The sequence below is a fragment of the Duganella sp. CY15W genome (assembly GCF_009857555.1).
In the GTDB taxonomy this organism is placed as follows: domain Bacteria; phylum Pseudomonadota; class Gammaproteobacteria; order Burkholderiales; family Burkholderiaceae_D; genus Rugamonas; species Rugamonas sacchari.
This window is the reverse complement of sequence record NZ_WWCQ01000003.1, coordinates 297,618-314,224: the sequence shown is the minus strand read 5'-3', so window position 1 is coordinate 314,224 and position 16,607 is coordinate 297,618. Positions and strand designations below refer to the sequence as shown.

17 protein-coding genes and 1 pseudogene are annotated in these 16,607 nt (G+C 61.8%); 11 read left to right on the top strand and 7 right to left on the bottom strand.

The window, feature by feature from the left end:
- The first annotated feature begins 154 nt into the window (after positions 1-154).
- The 3 genes from GTP58_RS16420 (at position 155) to GTP58_RS16410 (ending at position 2,019) form a co-directional block, all read left to right on the top strand.
- The gene (locus tag GTP58_RS16420; RefSeq protein WP_072786005.1) at positions 155-643 is read left to right on the top strand and encodes a CinA family protein; all 489 of its coding nucleotides are present in this window, start codon (positions 155-157) and stop codon (positions 641-643) included.
- A 62-nt stretch (positions 644-705) separates the two neighbouring features.
- Entirely contained in the window at positions 706-1,446 is a 741-nt protein-coding gene (locus tag GTP58_RS16415; RefSeq protein WP_072786003.1) for a hypothetical protein, read from the top strand.
- Positions 1,447-1,452: 6 nt separating this feature from the next.
- Entirely contained in the window at positions 1,453-2,019 is a 567-nt protein-coding gene (locus tag GTP58_RS16410; protein WP_161078377.1) for a hypothetical protein, read from the top strand.
- A gap of 6 nt (positions 2,020-2,025) precedes the next feature.
- Here GTP58_RS16410 and GTP58_RS16405 read toward each other — a convergent pair.
- A pseudogene (locus GTP58_RS16405) lies at positions 2,026-3,232 on the bottom strand (ISL3 family transposase).
- A 122-nt stretch (positions 3,233-3,354) separates the two neighbouring features.
- Here GTP58_RS16405 and GTP58_RS16400 point away from each other — a divergent pair.
- The 3 genes from GTP58_RS16400 (at position 3,355) to GTP58_RS16390 (ending at position 5,503) form a co-directional block, all read left to right on the top strand.
- Positions 3,355-4,011 carry a hypothetical protein gene (locus tag GTP58_RS16400; protein ID WP_161078376.1) on the top strand — a complete coding sequence of 219 codons (657 nt, stop codon included), beginning with the start codon at positions 3,355-3,357 and terminating at the stop codon, positions 4,009-4,011.
- 140 nt (positions 4,012-4,151) lie between these two features.
- Positions 4,152-4,478 (top strand): helix-turn-helix transcriptional regulator, encoded by a 327-nt coding sequence (locus GTP58_RS16395; protein ID WP_072785995.1) that lies wholly within the window; start codon positions 4,152-4,154, stop codon positions 4,476-4,478.
- Positions 4,475-5,503, top strand: coding sequence for a cation diffusion facilitator family transporter (locus GTP58_RS16390; protein WP_161078375.1), 1,029 nt, complete (start codon positions 4,475-4,477; stop codon positions 5,501-5,503). The genes GTP58_RS16395 and GTP58_RS16390 overlap by 4 nt, the downstream gene beginning before the upstream one ends.
- Here GTP58_RS16390 and cysK read toward each other — a convergent pair.
- Genes cysK through tcdA form a run of 3 tightly spaced genes read right to left on the bottom strand, consistent with a single transcriptional unit; the run spans position 5,500 to position 7,864 of the window.
- Positions 5,500-6,432, bottom strand: a complete 933-nt coding sequence (cysK, locus tag GTP58_RS16385) for a cysteine synthase A (protein ID WP_161078374.1) — start codon at positions 6,430-6,432, stop codon at positions 5,500-5,502. The two genes, GTP58_RS16390 and cysK, sit on opposite strands and share 4 nt — an antisense overlap.
- A 42-nt stretch (positions 6,433-6,474) precedes the next feature.
- Positions 6,475-6,978: an FKBP-type peptidyl-prolyl cis-trans isomerase gene (locus GTP58_RS16380; protein ID WP_161078373.1), complete on the bottom strand. Its 504-nt coding sequence runs from the start codon at positions 6,976-6,978 to the stop codon at positions 6,475-6,477.
- A gap of 46 nt (positions 6,979-7,024) precedes the next feature.
- The gene (gene tcdA, locus GTP58_RS16375; protein ID WP_161078372.1) at positions 7,025-7,864 is read right to left on the bottom strand and encodes a tRNA cyclic N6-threonylcarbamoyladenosine(37) synthase TcdA; all 840 of its coding nucleotides are present in this window, start codon (positions 7,862-7,864) and stop codon (positions 7,025-7,027) included.
- Between the two features lie 79 nt (positions 7,865-7,943).
- Here tcdA and GTP58_RS16370 point away from each other — a divergent pair, with 79 nt between their 5' ends.
- Entirely contained in the window at positions 7,944-8,690 is a 747-nt protein-coding gene (locus GTP58_RS16370) for a hypothetical protein (RefSeq protein WP_161078371.1), read from the top strand.
- Here the strand turns inward: GTP58_RS16370 and GTP58_RS16365 are convergent.
- Complete coding sequence (locus GTP58_RS16365; protein WP_161078370.1) at positions 8,662-9,900, bottom strand: anaerobic sulfatase maturase; 1,239 nt, start codon at positions 9,898-9,900, stop codon at positions 8,662-8,664. The genes GTP58_RS16370 and GTP58_RS16365 overlap by 29 nt on opposite strands.
- The gene (locus GTP58_RS16360) at positions 9,897-12,191 is read right to left on the bottom strand and encodes an arylsulfatase (RefSeq protein ID WP_161078369.1); all 2,295 of its coding nucleotides are present in this window, start codon (positions 12,189-12,191) and stop codon (positions 9,897-9,899) included. Before GTP58_RS16360 ends, GTP58_RS16365 begins: the two co-directional genes overlap by 4 nt.
- Positions 12,192-12,272: 81 nt before the next feature.
- On the opposite strand from GTP58_RS16360, the gene GTP58_RS16355 reads away from it, so the two are divergent.
- The 3 genes from GTP58_RS16355 (at position 12,273) to GTP58_RS16345 (ending at position 15,460) form a co-directional block, all read left to right on the top strand.
- Complete coding sequence (locus GTP58_RS16355; RefSeq protein WP_161078368.1) at positions 12,273-12,920, top strand: TetR/AcrR family transcriptional regulator; 648 nt, start codon at positions 12,273-12,275, stop codon at positions 12,918-12,920.
- Between the two features lie 11 nt (positions 12,921-12,931).
- Complete coding sequence (gene pdxH, locus GTP58_RS16350) at positions 12,932-14,164, top strand: pyridoxamine 5'-phosphate oxidase (protein WP_161078367.1); 1,233 nt, start codon at positions 12,932-12,934, stop codon at positions 14,162-14,164.
- 75 nt (positions 14,165-14,239) lie between these two features.
- Entirely contained in the window at positions 14,240-15,460 is a 1,221-nt protein-coding gene (locus GTP58_RS16345) for a cyclopropane-fatty-acyl-phospholipid synthase family protein (protein WP_161078366.1), read from the top strand.
- Here the strand turns inward: GTP58_RS16345 and msrA are convergent.
- Positions 15,440-15,976, bottom strand: a complete 537-nt coding sequence (msrA, locus tag GTP58_RS16340; RefSeq protein WP_161078365.1) for a peptide-methionine (S)-S-oxide reductase MsrA — start codon at positions 15,974-15,976, stop codon at positions 15,440-15,442. The two genes, GTP58_RS16345 and msrA, sit on opposite strands and share 21 nt — an antisense overlap.
- A 99-nt stretch (positions 15,977-16,075) precedes the next feature.
- Here msrA and GTP58_RS16335 point away from each other — a divergent pair, with 99 nt between their 5' ends.
- The gene (locus tag GTP58_RS16335; RefSeq protein WP_072785972.1) at positions 16,076-16,579 is read left to right on the top strand and encodes a flavin reductase family protein; all 504 of its coding nucleotides are present in this window, start codon (positions 16,076-16,078) and stop codon (positions 16,577-16,579) included.
- Positions 16,580-16,607 lie beyond the last annotated feature (28 nt).

The following is a 16,607-nucleotide window of genomic DNA, read 5'->3' as shown; positions in this document are numbered from 1 at the left end:
GGACTGCTTCTTCCAGGCAAGCATACCAGCCTTTGTGTATGGCGGCGCACGGCTGAGTGATGTTGCATTTGAGGCAAACAACGGTACACTACTGGCATCCATTACAAGGTGCATGGTACAGTGCTAGCAAGCCCGTATCAGAGAAGGAGAAGCCATGAGCAACAGCGACACCATCCTCGATCTTGCCGCGCAAGTCGGCAAAGCCTTGCAACAGAAAGGCTTGATACTGGCCACGGCCGAGTCCTGCACGGGCGGCGGCGTGGCCCAGGCCATTACCGAAATCGCCGGTTCCACCGCGTGGTTCGACTGCGGCTTCGTCACTTATTCCAACGCCTCCAAAACTGAAATGCTGGACGTCTCCGCCGCGCTCATCGCGCAGATGGGTAGCGTGTCGGAAGAAGTCGCGGGCGCCATGGCCAGCGGCGCGCTGGGCTCCAGCAACGCCCACCTGGCCGTGTCCACCACCGGCATCGCCGGACCAACTGGCGCCGTGCCCGGCAAACCGGTCGGCACCGTCTGCTTCGGCTGGGCCAATGCCGACACCGTGCATACCGAACGCCTGGTGTTCAGCGGCGACCGCCGCGCGGTGCGCGAGCAAACCGTGATCCACGCGTTGCAGGGCTTGCTACGCTTTATTAACTAGGCGTTGCCTTCGGGCGGCAAAACAATTACCCTCGTCGCATTCAAGCGATTCAGGAGTAATTGATGCAAAACACGGTACATTTTATTCTCCAGGGTAAGGGCGGCATCGGCAAGACGCTGGTCTCGACCATTCTTGCGCAATGGATCGCCAGCAAGGATTTGGCCGAAGGCCAGCAGCCGCTGCGCTGCTACGACACCGACCAGGAGAATGCGACCTTCTCGCGCTACAAGGCGATGGACGTCAAGCATGTGCCGGTGATGACCGACAGCCGCACCATCGACCCCAAGCGCTTTGACGCGCTGATGATCGACATTCTGGAAGAAGAAGGCAACTGCGTCATCGACAATGGCGCCAACACCTTCTCGCCGCTGATGGGCTACCTGATCGAGAACGACTGCTTCGCGCTGCTGCAGGAATCCGGCCGCAAGGTCTACATCCACACCATCGTCGGCGGCGGCGACACGCTGCACGACACCGCCATGGGTTTCGTCTCCACCGCCAAGGCCACCAATGTGCCGCTGGTGCTGTGGGAAAACGAACACTTCGGCCTGCTGCAATCGGCGGCCGGCAAACAGTTCATCGAATCGCAGACCTATGCCGACAACGCATCGCGCGTGGTGGGCCGCGTGGTGCTGTCGGCGCGCAATGCCGACACCTTTGGCGCCGACATCAAAAAGATGAACACTGCACGCCTGACCGCGGCCGAAGTCAAGGAAAGCGACAAATTCAACGTGATGGAAAAGCAGCGCATCAAGGTCGTGTTCCGCGACCTGTTCGAGCAACTCGACAAAGTGCAGTGGTAAGCAGCCATGGACCAGCAAAAGCTGCGTACCCTGGTTTTTGAAAAAACCGGCGTCCGGATCGACGTTGACGATCCGGTGTTTGCGCTGGTCGCGCTGAACGAAGCGGTGCTGGAAGAAGCCGTGCAGCGCCACGTGGCGCTGATCGACGCCGCCTCGCTGGCACTGGCGCAGCAGGCGCGGCTGGCGGGGGGACTGCCTGCCGCGCATGAAGGCAAAGCCGCGCTGGACGCCGCCCACGAAGCGCCGTCGAACGCCACTGCTGCCCATGGCCACGCGCACGCGGCCGAAACGCCGTCCGGCTACATCCCGACGCCGGCGTCCGGTCCGGTGCGGCCGATCGCCACCCAGTCCTCGCCGTCCATTGCGCCGCGCGAACTGCGCCTGCTGGGTGCGGCGGCAGCCGTCGCCATCCTGAGCGCGCTGATCGTGCTCGGCGGCCAGGCCGCCTTCCGCGCATCGGGCCTGACGCCCGAACAGACCCAGGCGCTGCAACGGGCGGAAAAACTGGACAAAGCAATCCAGAAACTGGACCCGAAAATCCGCGCGGAACTGCAGGCAGAATTGCAAAAATAAGGTTCTTCACTGATTACCGGGAAACGCGGCTTTGATCTTCAGAAAGAAGAATTCAGAGTCGCGGTAACCATAGGCCATCCTTTTCATCACCTTAATCCGGTTATTGATTCCCTCCAGCTGTCCAGTGTGCATCGGCCAGCGCATGCGGGACAAGATGCCTCGCCAGTACAGCGCAAGGCGTTTTGCAAAGCGGACCAGCGGTTCGATGGCACTGCTCAAGGCCATCGATTGCCAAGTGCGCCAGGCAGCACGCCAGCGCCAAGGATCGGTGGGCTGCCAAAGTTCTTTCAAGCTTGCCTTCATCACGTAGACCGTCATCAGAGCTTGGTTTGCCGCGAGCAGCTCGGCCAACTTTGGTGCTTGGTCGGGTGGCACGTTGCCCGGATTGCGTAGCAGAAGCCAACGTGCCCGCTTCACATACTGGCGAGCAGTCTTGTCGTCGCGCAGCCGATTGGCCTCATCGACCCGTACGCGGTCGATTACCTCGCGGCCATATTTGGCGATGACATGAAACAGGTCATAGACGACTTTGGCCCGTCGACAATGATGCTTGACCTCCAAATCGAAGGCCGTATTCATATCCATGGCCACGGCCCGGATGCGCCGGCAACGCTCTGGCCCTAACCAGGCAAAGAAGGGCCGAATCGCCTCCCGGCTGCGCCCTTCGCAGACCCAAATCACGCGCCGGGTGTCCGCGTCCAGCACCACCGTGGCGTAGCGATGCCCCTTGAACAGGGCAAATTCGTCCATGACCAGCCTGGTTGGCTGGGGTGGTGGAAACGCTGCCACTTTGCGCTCCAAGGCTTGGCGGTGAATTTGATGAATCGTGCCCCAGTGAAGGCCGGTCAATTCGCACACATGCGCAATCGGCAGCTTCTCGCTCCAGTGCGCTACAAACTGCGCCAGGCGGCGCGACACACGGGCATGGCGATCAAGCCAGCTAATCGTCTGGATGCAACAACGGCAGCAATTCGGACACTTTAGCCGGTGAACCGCCATGCTCAAAAATACGGTCAATCCCCCCCATCGGCAGGTCGCGCACTGTCCGCCAGACAGTGTCGTGCACGCCCGGCGCGGGCGTGCCGCAATGGGAACAGATCAGCGGACACCCCGGATCGGCCGCCAAGCGCACATGCAGGCAGTTATCGACAACTTCGACAGAGGACACAATAAAGCCTTCCCAGAACGGGAGGCTAAGAATATGATTTGCCATGAGAGCGGTAGGTTGAGAAATATGTTTGGTCGCACAAACACAATAACTCTTCCTTACTGCTCTCTTGCGTTTACTGCAGGTTCATCCCGGACTTCCGCGATGAACCAAAAATAAGGAGACGTATGCATTTCGAAGTACCGAAAGCCAAATCCTTCAAAGAATTTGGCGGCGAATATCTGATGATCGTGATCAGTATCATCACCGCGCTGGCGCTGGAACATGCGGTGCAGACCTGGCACCACCGCCATCTGGCCCACCAGGCGGCGACCCGCATCGACGCCGAAATGCAGGCCAACGTACAAGAGCTGGACAAGGTACTGGCGCACAACAAGGCCGAAGTCAAAAAACTCAACATACTGCACGACCAGTTGCTGGCAGGGCTCAAAGCCAAGGAAGACAGCCGCGCGCTGGCCAGGCGGCTGACGGGGGACGGCAAATTTGGCGGCTTGAGCATCCAGGTCCCCGCCCTGCGGCGCGAAGCGTGGGAAGTGGCCATCGCCAGCCAGGCGGCCAGCTGGATGACCCAGCAACAGCTGGAGCGCTACTCCGGCATCTACGCCAACATGCGCGACATCCAGACCCTGGCAGCGGGCGGCGGCACGGTCTTCCTCAACGGTCCTGAAATGCTGAACGTGGTGGGCGATATCAACATCGGCGAAGGCGACGCCAAAGCGGTTTACCACATCGTACGGCAAATGGTCAGCGCCTACGACAGCATCGACGGCAACCTCCAAAGCCTGCGCGACGACCTCGCCAAAGCCGCCGACACCTCCCACTAAACCCACTCCGGGGTCAGGTCCGTCATTTCTACACGAGCTCTGCCGTAGCCAAGTGACTACGGCAGAGCTCGTGTAGAAATGACGGACCTGACCCCGGATTTTGTGCTAACATGTGAACACCTATTCACATGTTGGTAATAATGAGCTGTCAACACGACTATACCGGCGTCGAGCCGGCCATTGCTCAGCTGGCGGACCTGTTCCACCTGCTGGGCGACCCTACCCGCTTGCGCATTGTGCTGGCCTGCCTGCCTGCGCCGATTGCCGTGAGCGACATTGCCACTACACTGGATCTGAGCAGCTCGCTGGTCAGCCACCACCTGCGCCTGCTGCGCGCGGCCCGCATCGTCAAGTCTGAACGCCAGGGCAAACAGGTTTTCTATTCCGCCGCCGATGCCCATATCACCGGCGTCCTCAACGATATGCTGGAACATATCGCCGAACCTTCCACCGGGACCGAAGCATGAGCAAGCACCACGATCACGACCATCATGATCACGACCACCAGCACGACCATGGCCACAACCATCGTCACGCGCATGGGCACGATCACGGCCACGGACATCACCACCACCATCATGGCGATCCCAACACCATGGGCCGGGCGTTTGTCATCGCCATCGTACTCAATACGGTGTTTGTGGGAGTTGAGTTCTTCTACGGTTTCCTGGCCAACTCGACCGCGCTGATGGCCGATGCGGGCCACAATCTGTCCGATGTGCTGGGCCTGATGCTGGCCTGGGGCGCTGCCATCCTCGCCAAGCGCGCGCCCAATAGCCGCTATACCTACGGTCTGCGCAGCTCGTCGATGCTGGCTGCGCTGTTCAATGCCATGCTGCTCATGGTCGCCTGCGGCGGGATCGCCTGGGAGGCCGTGCAGCAGCTGATCCATCCCGATCCCGTGGCGGGCCTGACGGTGTCGGTAGTGGCCGGTATCGGCATTCTGATCAACGGTTTCTCGGCCTGGCTGTTCATGTCGGGCAGCAAGGACGATATCAACATTCGCGGCGCTTACCTGCACATGGCGGCCGATGCGGCGATCTCGCTGGGCGTGCTGATTGCCGGTGTGGTGGTGCGCTACAGCGGCTGGAACTGGCTGGACCCGCTGGTCAGCATGCTGATCGTCGCCTTCATCGTGATCAGCACCTGGTCGCTGCTGACGCAGTCGCTGCGCATGGTGATGGCGGCGGTGCCGGACAATGTCGACCGCACCGGCATCGAAGCTTTCCTGCGCAAGCAGCCCGGCGTAGCCGACGTCGCGGACCTGCATATCTGGGCCATGAGCACCACGGAAAACGCCTTGACGGCGCAGTTGGTGACGCCCGCCGGCTACCCTGGCGACAGCGTGATGGATGCCATCAGCAAGCAATTGCGCGAGGAGTTTTCTATCCAGCACAGCACGCTGCAAGCGCGCACTGGCGCCGCTGACCAGGAATGCTGCCTGCAGTCGCCGCCGGCCGCCCCCGTCTCAGCCCACAACCACGCGCATTAATCCGCCAGATTGGCGTACAGGGCGGTACTCAGGTAGCGCTCGCCAAACGACGGGATGATCGTCACGATGATCTTGTTGGCATTCTCCGGCCGCCGCGCGACCTGCAGCGCAGCCCACAGCGCGGCGCCGGAGGAAATCCCCACCAGCAGTCCCTCTTCACTGGCCGCGCGGCGCGCAGTCTCAAACGCGTCCTCACTTCTCACGCCGATGATCTCGTCATAGATGTCGGTATTCAACACGGCCGGCACAAAGCCGGCGCCAATGCCCTGCAGGGGATGTGGTCCTTTGATGCCCTTGGCCAGTACGGGCGATGCTTCCGGCTCTACTGCGATGCAGCGGAATTCCGGCTTGCGTTCCTTGATGATTTCGCCCACCCCGGTAATGGTGCCGCCGGTGCCGACGCCGGCCACCAGGATGTCGATGCGGCCCTCGGTGTCGTTCCAGATTTCTTCGGCGGTGGTGCGGCGGTGTACTTCGGGGTTGGCGGAATTGTTGAACTGCTGCGGCATCAGGTAGCGCGGGTCGGACGCGGCCAGTTCGTCGGCGCGGCGGATCGCGCCCAGCATGCCTTCGCCGCCCGGCGTCAGCACCAGCTCGGCGCCGTAGGCGCGCAGCAGCATGCGCCGTTCGCGGCTCATGGTGTCCGGCATGACCAGCGTGCAGCGATAGCCGCGCGCGGCGCACACCATGGCCAGGGCGATGCCGGTGTTGCCGCTGGTGGGTTCGAGGATGATGGTGTCGGGACGGATCTGGCCGGCGGCTTCGGCCGCTTCTATCATGGCCAGGCCGATGCGGTCTTTGACGCTATGGGCCGGGTTGCAGTATTCGAGCTTGGCGAGAATCTGGGCGGTGGTGCCCTTGGTTAGCCGGTTCAGCCGCACCAAAGGCGTGCGGCCGATCAGCTGGGTGACGTCGTTGGCAATCTTCATGGAAAACCTCCGAGTTCTGGACGGAGGTTCCAGTCTACGCTTTTATTTGACGTCAACGAGCTCGACGTCGAAGATCAGTGCAGAATTTGGCGGGATGTTGCTACCTGGAGAAGGACGCGAGCCATACGCCAGTTCCGACGGAATAATCAGCGTGCGTTTGCCGCCCACTTTCATGCCCTGGACGCCCTGGTCCCAACCCTTGATGACACGGCCGGCGCCCAGCACGAAGTCGAGCGGCTCGCCGCGTGGGTAGGACGAGTCGAACAGTTTGCCGTGCATATTCTTGGCCAGCGGACGGTACAGCCAGCCCGAATAGTGCATATAGATGGTGGCGCCGGTGGTGGCTTCCTTGCCGGTGCCGATTTTGGTGTCGGTGACGATCAGCTGTTCAGCCGCAGGGCCGGGCGTGGCGGAGCCGACCACCACGGGCGCGGCTGGTGCTGGGGCTGGGGCGGGAGCTGCAGCTTCCGGCTTGGCCTGTGGCGCTTGCGCCTGGGCGGCAGCAGCGGCAAACAGCATGGCGATGAAAACGGAACGACGCTTCATGTAAATTCTTTCGATGAGTCTGTAGACAGCTTGCAATGATAGCAAACTAGACCGGGTCAGTGGCAGTTGTGGGCAGTGCGCCGTCGGCCAGCTTGCGCAGCGCGTGGCCGGCCGCAACCATGCCAAAGGTGGCGGTGACCACCATCGCCGAGCCGAAGCCCGCACAGTTCAGGCCCGTCACGCCGCCGTTGCGGTCGTCGCCATCGACCGCACACACCTCGCCCGTTTCCGGGAATTTCAGCGGCTCGGTCGAGAACACGGCGTCGATGTGGAACTTGGTTTTCTCGCCGCGCGGGAAGCCGTACTGGGCGCGCATGATCTTGCGGACCTTCTTGAGCAGCGGTTCCTGTTCGGTCCTGGCCAGGTCGCGCACCGAGATCTGCGCGGCGTCGGTCTTGCCGCCGGCGCTGCCGATGGTGACCACCGGCAGGTCATGCTGGCGGCACCAGGCCAGCACCGCCGCCTTGGCCTTGACCGAATCCGTGGCCTCGATCACGTAGTCGTACTTGCCGGTGCCGATCATCTGCGCCACGTTGTCCGGCTCGACAAACTCTTCGATCTGGTGCACCTGGCAGAACGGATTGATCTGCGCGATGCGGTCGGCCAGCGCGGTGATCTTGGCCATGCCGACGGTGCTGCTCAGGGCCTGGATCTGGCGGTTGATATTGGATTCGGCAACGTTGTCGAGATCGATCAGCGTGAGCTGGCCGATGGCGCTGCGCGCCAGCGCCTCGACGATCCACGAGCCGACGCCGCCCACACCGACCACGCAGATGTGGGCGTTGCGGAAGCGGTCCAGCGCATGCACGCCGTACAGGCGGGCGATGCCGCCAAAGCGCCGCTCGAAGTCGACGTCGTTAAATTCAGGGGGTGTAATGCTGTTCATCCCGCCATTTTACCGGAGCGGCGGATCCTGCATGCTATGCTGGCCGCGTCGCCAGGAAACTTGGCAGAAAGGCCCGCAATTGCTCCGATTATTCAGCGTCCTGCTGCTTGCTGTCGCCGCCCCTGCCTGGGGCTGCAAGCTTGCGGCCTCGGCTTACGACTTGAAGGCTTTCTGGCAGGTGGAAAGTGCCAGAAAGGTGGTCTTCATCGGCGAGGTGGTGGCGGTGGAGGATGTGGCGCCTCCACCGGAGCTGGAACGCGACCAGCGCATCACCTTCCTGCCATATCGGTGGTGGCTGGGCAAACCGGAGCGTAGCGTGCCGGCGCGCGGCACCATCGCCAAGCCGGTCGGCACCGATTGCGACGGCAACTGGGATTTCACGGTGGCCAAGGGGCAGCGGTGGCTGATTGCTGGCTATGAAGAAGAGGTCGATGGCGAGACCGTGGTACTGCCTTCAGCCATGCTCAGCCGACGGCTGGACGGCGGCGAGCTGCCCAAGGAAATCGCGGATGTGCTGCAGACGCCGCAGTTCACCGGCATGCCGCTGGCCGCTGCGCGCAAGTCCATCCTCAGATCAGGCTGGAAGCCCAGGCCGACCTCTCAGCGCAACGGCAGTGCGGCCCCGTTCTTCCGGGCCGGTTATCGCGAAGTGGAAATATGCACCGGCACCGGCCTGAATGACTGCATTTTCAACTATACAAACCAGCAATCCTGCCTGCGCGTCTACACGGCAGGCGAGCAGCCGCAAGCGGCCATGGTAATCAACGGCACGCCGGAATGTCCCGCGCGCGACGTCCTCACACCTTCACCGCCAGCGGGCCGTTAAAGGCCTGCATGATGAGCGAAGCGGGCTGGCCGTGGGCGATGAGCTTGCCCATGGCGTTCATGTATTGCGTGATGTGCCTGAAGTATTTTTTGTAGCTGGGGCACAGGTAGTTCAGGCCGGGCTGGCCATCCTGCGTGTGCATGAAGCGGTTCTTGGGACATTCACCATGACAGGCAAATTTGTACGGACATTGCTGGCAGTCGTCCGGCAACGCCGCCTTGGCGCGGCCGAACGCCTGCTGCTGCGGCGACGCCGCCAGCGTAGCGACATCGGTGTCGCGCAGATTGCCCAGCAGGTGCTCCGGATACATGAAGTGGTCGCACGAGAACACGTCGCCGTTGTGTTCGACGATGAGCGCGCGGCCGCAGTTTTCGGCAAACAGGCAGACCGTCGACGGCAAGCCCAGGAATGACGTCAGCGCCCACTCGAAGTTCATGACGTAGATGCTGCCGACGTCGTTACGCACCCACTGGTTGAAAATCGCGATCAGGAAGTCGCCGTACTGCTCCGCGCCGACACTGTGCGGCGTTACCGCTTGCACCGGCCGTGAACGGCTCACCTGCCCTGGCCGCGCAAAGGTCAGGCCGATGGCGTGCTCGTTCTGGTCAGGCGCCCGCTCCACCACGGGGTTGAACTGCACATGCGTGATGCCCTCGCGCCGGATGAAGCGGTAAACCTCATCGGGATGGCTGGCAACCGCGTTCGTCACCGTCACCAGCACGTTGAACGCGATGCGGTATTTACGCAGCAGCGCCAGCCCGCGCATCACGGCGTCAAAGGTCGGGCGGCCCTGCTTGTCCACGCGTGCGCTGTCGTGCAGCGCGCGCGGGCCGTCGATGCTGAGGCCAACCATGAAGCCGGCGTCCGCCAGAAAAGCGCACCATTCGTCATCCAGCAGCGTGCCATTGGTTTGCAGCGCGTTGCGGATCGCCTTGCCACCGGCCAGCTCCCGCTGGATGGCCACCGCGCGCTGGTAGAACGCCAGTCCGCGCAGCATCGGTTCGCCGCCCTGCCAGGTGAACAGTACTTCCGGTCCCGCTTCGCGCTGGATGTTCTGGGCGATATACACCCGCAGCACCTCGTCGCTCATCGAGAACCGCGTGCGGTCCGGGTACAGGTTTTCCTTCTCCAGATAGAAGCAGTAGCTGCAATCCAGATTGCACAGCGGGCCGATGGGTTTGGCCATCAGGTGGATGCCGGCCTCGCTCATTTTTTGAACGTGACCAGGGTTTTCAGCACGCGCTGGTTGACGTTGGCCACCACGCGGTCCACCAGCGGCGCCTTGTAGTCAATCGTGACTTTTTCCAGCTTGCCGGTGAATGCGTACGGCGTCTTGTACTTGTCGCTGACCGGCGTGCGCAGGTCGCGGCCGATGTCGAAGCCTTCGTCGTAGGACAGGTAAGCCACGCCATATTTCACGGGCGCCTTGCCCTTGCCGATCAGTTTGTCGTCCTGGAACAGCTGCACCTCGGCGCCCGACCACAGGCCCGGCGCAAACTGCACCGTCACCTGCGACTTGCCGGGCTTGAGCGGCTGCTCGGAGGAGACCAGCGCCGATTCATAACCGTTGGTCTGCGCGTAATGCAGCTTGCCATTCTGGATGAAGATGCTGGAGCCGCCAAAGCGTCCGCCATTGGCGACCAGTACGCCTTCCGCGCCGCTGGCGGGAATCTCCACGTCGACCGTCAGGCGGTAGTATGGGCCGTTCAATGCGGGTGCGGTCAGCGAGAACAGATGGCCGATGTCCGGCGTCAGCTCGATGTGGTCCTGGTCGCGGTAGATGCTGCGGTTGCGGGCGAAGTCCTGGAACAGCGTGTCCTTGAGCGGGAACACGTTGTACTTCTTGCCTTCACTGTCGAACAGCGCTTGCAGCGTTTTCAGTCTGTCCGGATTTTTGGCGGCCAGGTCGTTGATCTCGGTGGGATCGTCCTTGAGGTTGTACAGCTCCCACACGTCTTTTTCAAACGCGGTGCCGGGCTTGTGCAGCGTGGCCGCCTTCCAGCCATCGTGATAGATCGAGCGGGTGCCGTTGATTTCGTAGTACTGCGTGAGATGGCGCGACGGCGCCTGCGCATCGCTGACCGAATAGGCCAGGCTGGTGCCTTCGATATTGTCCTGTTTGACGCCGCCCACCTGCGCCGGCGGCGTGATGTGCGACAGTTCCAGCGTGGTCGGCAGCAGGTCGATCACATGGCCGTACTGCGCGCGGATGCCGCCCTTGTCCTGGATGCCGCGCGGGTAGGACAGGATCAGCGGATTGCGCGTGCCGCCTTCCGAATTCGCGTCCTGCTTCCACTGGCGGAACGGCACGTTGGTGGCTTGCGCCCAGCCCAGCGGGTAGTTGGGCGACGAGTACTCGGTGCCGATCTTGTCGATATTGGCCAGCTGCTTGTCGATATCGTTTTCCGGATACAGCACGGCAGCCAGGCCGTTGGTGGTGCCGCTGTCCGTGCCCTCCTTGCTGGCGCCGTTGTCGCCGATGACCACGGCGATGATGGTGTTGTCGAACTGGCCGGTCTGCTTGAGGTGATTGACCAGGCGGCCGATCTCCGCGTCGGTATAGCTCAGGAAGCCGGCATAGGTTTCAAAATAGCGCGCGTACAGGCGCCTCTCTTTCGCGCTGAGTGCGGCCCATGCCTTCACATTGGGGTGACGCGCCGGCAGTACCGTCTGTTGCGGGATCAGGCCCAGCTTCTTCTGGTTGGCGAAGACCTGTGCGCGGTAGCTGTCCCAGCCCGCATCGAACTTGCCCTTGTATTTCTCGATCCACTGCTTGCTCACCTGGTGCGGTGCGTGCGTGGCGCCGGGCGCGAAATAGAGGAAGAACGGTTTCTTTTGCTGGTCGATGTAGCTGATGGCTTTGTCGGTGAGCAGCTCGTTCAGGTGACGGCCTTGCGGATCGTCGTCCAGTGCCCGTGTGCCTTCCACCAGTTGCGGATGCCACTGGTCAGTTTCGCCGTACAGGAAGCCGTAGTACTGCTCGAAGCCCTTGCCGGTCGGCCAGCGGTTGAACGGGCCTTTCGGTCCCGCCTCCTCGACCGGCGCGAGATGCCATTTGCCCACCGCATACGTGCTGTAGCCGCTTTCTTTCAAGATCTCCGCCACGGTGGCCTTGCTGGCCGGGATGCGCGCGCTGTAGCCGGGCTGGTCGTTGGCGGTTTCCGGGAACAGGCCCAGCCCCACGCTGTGGTGGTTGCGGCCGGTGAGCAAGGCGGCGCGCGTGGGCGAGCTGATCGCCGTCGTATGGAAATTGGTATAGCGCAGCCCCTGTTTCGCCAGCGCGTCCAGATTGGGCGTTTCCACCAGTCCACCGAAGACCGAACTGGCGCCGAAGCCCACGTCGTCCAGCAAAATCCAGATCACATTCGGGGCGCCCTGCTCGGTTTTGGCGCGGGCCGGCTGGGTAGCGGCGGCCTGGGCGGCAAGGGCGTCGGCGCTGGGCGCCAGAGCGGCAGCAAGCGCGCCAGCCGTCAAAACGCCATGTTGCGGTATTCTCTGCATGCTAACTCTCCAATAATGTAACGACAGCGTGACATTAACTGGATGCCATATCTCCGCAAACGAATGAATTCGGTTTTACTTATGACGTTTACGCAAGACCCTCCCCCTGTTGCGCCAGCCGGCCGGCCCACCCGCGATGCGTCGGAACAGCTGCTCAACCGCATCATGGATGCCGCCCGCGCCGAGTTCCTGGCCAAGGGCGGCATTCAAGGCGCCAGCATGGAAGGCATCGCTGCAGCTGCCGGCTGCTCCAAGCTGACCCTGTACCGCCGCTTCGGCAGCAAGGAAGAATTGTTCATGGCGCTCGTGAAAGCGCGCGCGCCCGACTACGCCAGCCAATTCCACCTCGACCTCCACCAGCCGCCCGCGCAGGTGCTATATGAGCTGGGCTTGATCATTGCAGCGTTCTTTTTCAAGCCGGAGCATTTAAAATTCATCCGCCTGGTGGTGGCCGAGATGCCGCGCGTGCCCGGATTGGCCGCACTGATCCAGGCCGAAGGCGACCGTTTCCGCGAGCCCGTCAGGAAATGCCTGGAAGCGCTAAAATCGTCAGGTCAGGGAACATTTGACGATGCCACGCTGGCCGCCATCCAGTTCATTAATTTGTGCGTGCTGGGCCACTTCTACCTGCTGGCGGGCTACAGCTCGGAGCAGGTATCGCCCGAGCGCCAGGAGGTTTTGGTCCGGTCCGCCGTGACGCTGTTTGTGTCCACCCATTTCCGAGCTTGAAAAGAAACGCCATGAACACATTGTTTGATACCGCTCCCGATTTCAGCCAGCCCATCGCCGTGCTGAAACATTGCCACGACCGCATCCGCAAGCAGCTGCAGACGCTGCAAAACCTGCTGAGCCACCTGCCCAAGCACGGCGCCGACGACGACGCGCAAAAAGCCGCGCAAGCGGTGCTGAAATACTTCGACAAGGCGGCCCATCTGCACCACGAAGATGAGGAAAATAATCTGATCCCGATGCTGCACGCCACCGCGCGCGACGCCGATGCCGCGCTGCTGGCCGAGCTGGTGCCGGGCATTCTGGCGGGTCACCAGCAAATGGATAGAGACTGGTCTATAATCAAATCGCAACTTGAGCAAATAGCCAACGGCAGCAGCTCTGCCCTGTCCGCCAGCGATGTCGCACGCTTCTGCGACACCTACGCGGCGCACATGGTGGTGGAAGAAGGCAATATCGCACCGATGGCCAAGCGCCTGTTCAGCGCCGAGCAAATGGCGCAACTGGGCAGCGCCATGCAGGTGCGCCGCGGCATCACGCCCGACCTGCCAGTGAGCCAGGTGCCCGAACAACAAACGCAGCCGGTCAACAACACTGTGGCCGACGGCGTGGTACTTGCAGACCTGCGGCTCGACTATGGCCGCGCCAGTCTGACCGAACACGATGTGCTGGACGATCCGATCGCCCAGTTTGGCAAGTGGTTTGAGGAAGCCATGCATGCGAAGGTCAATGAACCGAACGCGATGAGCGTGGCCACGGTGGACGCGGACGGCAAGCCGAGTTCGCGCATCGTGCTCATCAAGCAATACGATCACCGGGGCTTCACCTGGTACACCAATTACGAGAGCCAGAAAGGCCAGCAGCTGCGCGCCAACCCGCACGCGGCCTTGCTGTTCTTCTGGAGTGAACTTGAACGGCAAGTCCGCATCGAAGGGAAGGTGGTGCAAACCGCTGCCGAGGAAAGCGACAAGTATTTTTACAGCCGGCCGGTGAAGAGCCAGATCGCAGCGATTGCGTCACAGCAGAGCGCGCCGATCGCCGGCCGGGAACAGATGGAAGCCAATTACGATGCGGCCGCAGCAGTGAGCGGCGAGCATCCGGTGCGGCCGGCGCACTGGGGCGGTTATCGCCTTGATCCGGTGCGTATCGAGTTCTGGCAGGGACGCCGTTCGCGCTTCCATGACCGGATCGTGTACGTGAAACAGGCTGATGGCAGCTGGGTGAAGGAGCGCCTGCAACCGTAAGCGTTGCGCCTCCCATCCGGAATCGGACCATCGCTTGCGGTGGTCTTTTTTTATTCTGAACTTCGGGAGGTTATCTTGTTCGTACAGAATCAGCTGAGCAACTGGGTTTCCGGCATCCGCCAGCAATTGACGATACCGTTGCGTATCGAATTGTGGAATGGCCAGCAGGTCGACTTTTCCAGCGAGGCGCCGCGCGTCACCATCCGCTTGCCCAATGTGTCGGCCGCGCGCTATCTGCTGACGCCGTCGCTGTCCAATCTCGGCACCGCGTATGTCGAAGGTGCCATCGAGGTCAAGGGCAAGGCCAAGGACATGATAGCCGTGGTCAATGCGCTGGCGCGCAGCACGCTCAAGGCCGAGGGCAAGTTCTCGCGGCTGGTCCGCACCATCAGCCACAGCAAGCAGAAGGACGCCGAGGCGATCCAGTACCACTACGATGTGTCCAACGAGTTTTACCAGCAGTTTCTCGATCCGAATATGGTCTACTCGTGCGCCTACTTTGAAAACGGCGACGAAGACCTGGCCACGGCGCAGATCAAAAAGATCGACCACATCCTGCGCAAGATCGATTTGCGTCCTGGCCAGACCCTGCTGGATATCGGCTGCGGCTGGGGCGCGCTGGTGATGCGCGCGGCCCGGCAGTTCAACGCGCGCTGCGTCGGCATCACGCTGTCGGAAAACCAGTTTGCGCTGGCCACGGAGCGCGTGCGCGCGGCCGGACTGGACCATCTGGTGGAAATCCGGCTGCAGGATTACCGCGATGTGCAGGGCCAGTTCGACCGCATCACCAGCGTCGGCATGTTTGAGCATGTGGGCACCCGGCATCTGCCGGAATACTTCGGCATCATCCACCGCCTGCTGGCGCCCGAGGGCGTGGTGATGAACCACGGCATTACCACCACGGATACCGACAACGGTGAGACACCTTACGGCGGCGGTGAGTTCATCGAAAAATATGTGTTCCCGCACGGCGAATTGGCGCACATCGGCAATGTGCTCAAGGCCATGCAGCAAGGCGCGCTGGAAGTATTCGATGTGGAAAACCTGCGCAAGCACTATGCACGCACGTGCTCGATCTGGACCGACAACTTTGAGGCGCAGGCCGAACGCGTACGCACGCTGGCCGGCGACAAGCGCTACCGCATCTGGCATGTGTACCTGGCCGGTTGCAGCTATGGTTTCGAGCAGGACTGGATCAGCCTGTACCAGATCGTCGCGCGCAAGGCGGGCCAGCGCACGGCCGGGCTGCCGTGGTCACGCCAGCATATGTACCCGCTACGAGCGCAGCCGGTTTGAGTAAGTCTTCCTGAATTTTTCCACCTTGGGCGCCACCACAAACGCACAGTAGCCCTGCAAGGGATGCTGGCGGAAATAGTCCTGGTGGTAGTCCTCGGCCTTGTAGAAGGTCTGGAGCGGCGACAGTTCGGTGACGATGGGCGCATCCCAGACATGCGCCATTTCCGCAATCACCTGGCGCGCCATGGCTTCCTGCTGGGGCGACTGGTAATAGATCGCCGAGCGGTACTGGGTGCCGACGTCATTGCCCTGGCGGTTCAGCGTGGTGGGATCGTGGATGGTGAAGAAGATTTCCAGCAGGTCGCGATAACTGATGACGGCCGGATCGAATTGCAGTTTTATCACTTCGGCGTGGCCGGTATCCCCGGCGCATACCTGCTCATAGCTCGGGTGTTCGGTCTGGCCGCCCGTGTAGCCGGACTCGACCGATGAGACGCCTTTGACCTCCAGGTACACCGCCTCGGTGCACCAGAAGCAGCCGCCGCCCAGTATCGCCGTTTCCGTATTGCCAGCCATGACTCCCCCTTGCGTAGAAGACTCACCCATAATGCCCACTGTAACGCAATCCAGCGCGATCTGGTAGGACGTTACAAATCTTTGGCATAATGGCTTACCATGAATACCAACTCACCCCGCGCCGAGGAGCGCAGCTTCGATACCGCCCACTTCCGCCAGGCCCTGGGCCAGTTTGCGACCGGCGTGACCATCATCACGACACGGCTGGCGGACGGCACTTTTCGCGGTTTGACGGCCAGCTCCTTCAATTCGGTCTCGCTCGACCCGCCGCTGGTATTGTGGAGCCTGTCCAACGGCGCCAACAGCATGCCCATTTTCACCGGCAACTCGCATTACGTCATCAATGTGCTCAATGCCGAGCAAGCCCACTTGGCCAAGCGCTTTGCCACGCGCGGCATCGACCCGTGGGAAGGCGTGGAATACGAGCTGTCGCGCACCGGCCAGCCCATCCTGAAAGGGGCGTCAGCGTGGTTTGAATGCCATAACCGTAGCCGCTATCCCGAGGGCGACCATGTGATTTTCGTGGGCGAAGTGGAATTCTGTGAATTTTCACCATGCCCGCCGCTGATCTTCCATAGCGGCCAGTTCGGCAGCCTCGGGTAAAAAACGGAAATTGGTGTCGCCATTTGAA